The sequence below is a fragment of the Lactobacillus helveticus DSM 20075 = CGMCC 1.1877 genome, from assembly GCF_000160855.1.
Lineage (GTDB): Bacteria > Bacillota > Bacilli > Lactobacillales > Lactobacillaceae > Lactobacillus > Lactobacillus helveticus.
In genome coordinates this window covers 58,696-62,129 of the sequence record NZ_GG700753.1, presented here as the reverse complement: position 1 = coordinate 62,129, position 3,434 = coordinate 58,696, and the positions used below count along the sequence as shown (strand labels likewise).

The window sequence follows — 3,434 nt, the reverse complement described above, 5'->3', positions numbered from 1 at the left end:
TTTAGTAAATATCTTTACTAGATATGGCAAATGATACTACCTAATGTTATACTAACGTTGTTGGAAATATTTTAAGAAAAGAGATATATTAAAATGAATCAAATTGCTTTTAACCAACAATTATCAGATAAATTAAATGAAGTACTTAACCCCACCTTGTATTCAACTCCAGGTAAGGGTGAAATTACTGTTGTTGCTAATGAAAAGAATGACTTGCGTGAATACCGCATCATTACTGAAAACAACAAGGTTGTTAAAGTCGAGGATGCTTACGATGCTAAGCATGATGCAGACTATGATAAGATGATGGACTTCCTTAAGGACTATCGTTAATTTAAAAATTTGAATATAAATACAAGAACAGAACAGAATCGATTTTGATTCTGTTCTGTTCTTTTCTTTTACCATTCTGCGTTAAAAACATATTTGTCAATGCGCTTAAATGCATCTTCGATACGGAAGGTTGGTGAAGCTAAGTTCAATCTAATTGAAGTTGGACCTTGGAATAGGCCGCCATCTTGCCAGCCGATGCCGTAATCCCAACCACGTTGCAATAATTCCTTTTGCGTTTTGCCATATTTCTTTAGCCAATCTGTGCAATCCAGGAACATCATGTAAGTACCTTCGGTCTTAAAGGTCGATACTCCATCAAAATGCTTAGTTACGTAGTCGTAAGCTATGTTTACGTTTTTCGAAAGAACTGGTAAAAGTTGATCAAGCCAGTTGTCGCCTTCGTCGCTGTAAGCACCAATTAAAGCATGTTCTGAAAAGACGTTCATACTATTGTAAACAGTCTTTTCACCAACACTTTGGATGCGTTCACGGATAGGCTTGTTGTAAATAACACTTTAACTACCAATTAATCCTGCGATGTTAAAAGTTTTAGATGGAGCATAAAAAGCTGCAGTATGTTGCTTAGCCCATTCGCTAACTGATGGGGTAGGAGTGTAATGGTGGTCGTTCATCATCAGATCGGACCAGATTTCATCAGAAATAACCCAAACGTTGTTTCTCTCATAAACTTCCATTGCCTTGGTAATTTCTTCTTTAGTCCAAACGCGGCCAGTTGGGTTATGAGGATTACAAAAGATTGCAACATGAATTGGATTTTCCTTAATCTTCTTGTCCATGTCCTCATAGTCCATGCGCCAAGTACCATTTTCATCTTTAATTAAAGGTGAGTGGACAATTTGGTAACCATTGCTTAAGACAGCGTTAGTAAAACCCATATATGTTGGTGAGTGAAGCAAAACTTTATCGCCTGGTGCTGCGAAGACTTTTAAGGCGGAAACAACACCACCAAGTACACCGTTTTCGTAGCCAATATCTTCTTTAGTTAAACCTGACACGCTCTTGCGCTTTTTTATGCCAATCAATGATTGCTTGGTAGTAGGCGTCGCTTGGTTAGGATATGCCGCTGCGGATGTGAAGAAGAAGCAGCCATTAAATATCAAGGAACTTGCTGAAGAGAGTACAAAAAAGCCGGCTTTAAAGAAGTTGGTCAAAGAATATTATGGCCTTAAAGGTAATCAATACTTTATCTATAATCGTCAAGGTAAATTAGTCAAAAAGTTAAAACTCGAGAAAGAAAAGGTCTTTAAGATTAGAGGCCACCGGATCGTGAAGGACCAATATATGTACCAGATCGGTAAGAACCAATATATTCCAAGTTTAAGCTTTCGTTGGGTCATCAAAAAATAATATTAAAAAAGTGTTGACAACGATGGTAATTTGCTTAAGATAATTATTAACAATATAATCAATCTGAAAACAAAGAGAAAGAAGAGTAATTTAATTCGAATTTACAGCGAGTCTCGTTAGGTGTGAGGAGATAAAGGTAGAATTAAATGAAAATCACTTTCGAGTTCTATTTCTTAATGTTTTAGTAAGAAATAGTGGGAGCACCCGTTATAGTGCCTGCGTATCGCTGAAGTTTCTTCGGCCGCACGTGAAAGGTATTGCTAGTAATAGCAATATAAATAAAGGGTGGTACCACGCTAGAAGCGTCCCTCAATCAAAGCAATTTTGGTTGAGGGACTTTTTTTGTGATCAGATAATTCTTAATTCTCAGGAGGACGAGTGTATGAATGATGAAAAATCTCGTAAGTTGACCTGGAAGCAATATCTAGTTGTTGCTTCTTTACTATTTGGATTATTCTTTGGGGCAGGTAACCTAATTTTCCCACTTCATTTGGGACAACTTGCTGGCGCAAACTGGGGGAGCGCCGCAGTTGGATTTCTGATCACTGGTGTGTTATTGCCTTTACTATCAGTACTTGCCGTTGCCATCACGCGTGCAGGTGGTGTTTATGACATTGGTAAGCCGTTAGGTGCTGGTTTTGCAGTAGTATTCATGGTGTTAATCCATGCGGCTATCGGTCCTTTATTTGGTACACCAAGAACAGCTACAGTTTCATTCACAGTTGGTGTGGCACCATTTATCCCTAAGGACATGCAAACTGTCTCACTATTAGTATTCTCAGCAGTATTTTTCTTATTGGCATTTGCATTTTCATATCATGAAAACAACATCTTATCTAGCGTTGGTAAAGTTTTAAACCCATTATTTTTAGCACTTTTATTCTTAGTTTTCGTTGTTGCATTTCTTAATCCATTAGGAAATCCACAAACTGCAGCTGTTACCGCAGCTTACAAGCATTCTACTTTAGTAAATGGTTTCCTTGAAGGGTACAATACTATGGATGCTTTAGCTGGTTTAGCTTTTGGTGTTACTGTTGTTACCGCCGTTCGTTCAATGGGTCAAAAAGATCCAAAGAGTGTTTCCAAGGTAGTTGCTAAATCTGGTGTGGTTGCAATGGGAGCTGTAGCTCTAATCTACTTGCTTTTGATCTTGATGGGTGCGATGTCATTAGGCCACTTCAAAGTATCAGACAACGGTGGTGTTGCATTTAACCAAATCGTTAATCAATACGGTGGTCTCTTTGGTCAAGCATTACTTGCATTTTTGCTAACTGTTACTTGTTTGACTACTGCAGTTGGTTTAGTTGCTGCATTTGCTCAAGATTTCCATAAGCATTTTCCAAAGGTTAGTTACCACGCATGGCTTGCACTTAGCTGTTTAGCATCATTCTTAGCTGCTAACTTTGGTTTGGATCAAATCATCGCTTGGTCAATTCCAATGCTCATGTTCTTGTACCCATTATCAATGGTCTTGATCCTTTTATCAGTATTTTCACCATTGTTTAAACGTGATGGCGTAGTTTACTTCTTCGTAATCTTGTTTACAGTAGTTTCTGCATTAGGAGACATGGTTGTAGCATTTCCAGCAGTTGTTAGCCAAAGTCAATTTAGTTTAATGGTTGCTGCAGTAAGAAGTTCTTTACCACTAGCAAGCATGGGACTTTCCTGGTTAGTACCTGCTTTAGTTGGTTTGGTAGTCGGTTTAGTATTCCATGTCTTTAGCCGAAAGAACG

5 protein-coding genes and 1 other annotated feature are annotated in these 3,434 nt (G+C 38.1%); of the genes, 3 read left to right on the top strand and 2 right to left on the bottom strand.

Going from position 1 to position 3,434, the window contains the following annotated elements; genetic code table 11:
* Positions 1-93 precede the first annotated feature (93 nt).
* Positions 94-333 carry a hypothetical protein gene (locus tag HMPREF0518_RS04010; protein ID WP_003626373.1) on the top strand — a complete coding sequence of 80 codons (240 nt, stop codon included), beginning with the start codon at positions 94-96 and terminating at the stop codon, positions 331-333.
* Positions 334-401: 68 nt separating this feature from the next.
* Here the strand turns inward: HMPREF0518_RS04010 and HMPREF0518_RS10655 are convergent, their stop codons facing one another.
* Entirely contained in the window at positions 402-779 is a 378-nt protein-coding gene (locus HMPREF0518_RS10655) for a beta C-S lyase family protein (protein WP_003626372.1), read from the bottom strand.
* Between the two features lie 69 nt (positions 780-848).
* A complete protein-coding gene (locus HMPREF0518_RS10650; RefSeq protein WP_003626370.1) occupies positions 849-1,376 on the bottom strand; it encodes an aminotransferase class I/II-fold pyridoxal phosphate-dependent enzyme in 528 nt (175 codons plus the stop codon).
* On the opposite strand from HMPREF0518_RS10650, the gene HMPREF0518_RS04000 reads away from it, so the two are divergent.
* Positions 1,366-1,701 (top strand): SLAP domain-containing protein, encoded by a 336-nt coding sequence (locus HMPREF0518_RS04000; protein WP_003626368.1) that lies wholly within the window; start codon positions 1,366-1,368, stop codon positions 1,699-1,701. The two genes, HMPREF0518_RS10650 and HMPREF0518_RS04000, sit on opposite strands and share 11 nt — an antisense overlap.
* 63 nt (positions 1,702-1,764) lie before the next feature.
* Positions 1,765-2,014, top strand: a binding site (T-box leader).
* A 69-nt stretch (positions 2,015-2,083) separates the two neighbouring features.
* A partial coding sequence (gene brnQ / locus HMPREF0518_RS03995) for a branched-chain amino acid transport system II carrier protein (RefSeq protein WP_080543074.1) occupies positions 2,084-3,434 on the top strand: 1,351 nt, incomplete at its 3' end.

Excerpts from the sequence above, each read along its gene's own strand:
- HMPREF0518_RS10655 (WP_003626372.1), bottom strand. The coding sequence starts at position 779 with ATGAACGTCTTTTCAGAACATGCTTTAATTGGTGCTTACAGCGACGAA.
- HMPREF0518_RS04010 (WP_003626373.1), top strand. The coding sequence starts at position 94 with ATGAATCAAATTGCTTTTAACCAACAATTATCAGATAAATTAAATGAA.
- HMPREF0518_RS04000 (WP_003626368.1), top strand. The coding sequence starts at position 1,366 with ATGCCAATCAATGATTGCTTGGTAGTAGGCGTCGCTTGGTTAGGATAT.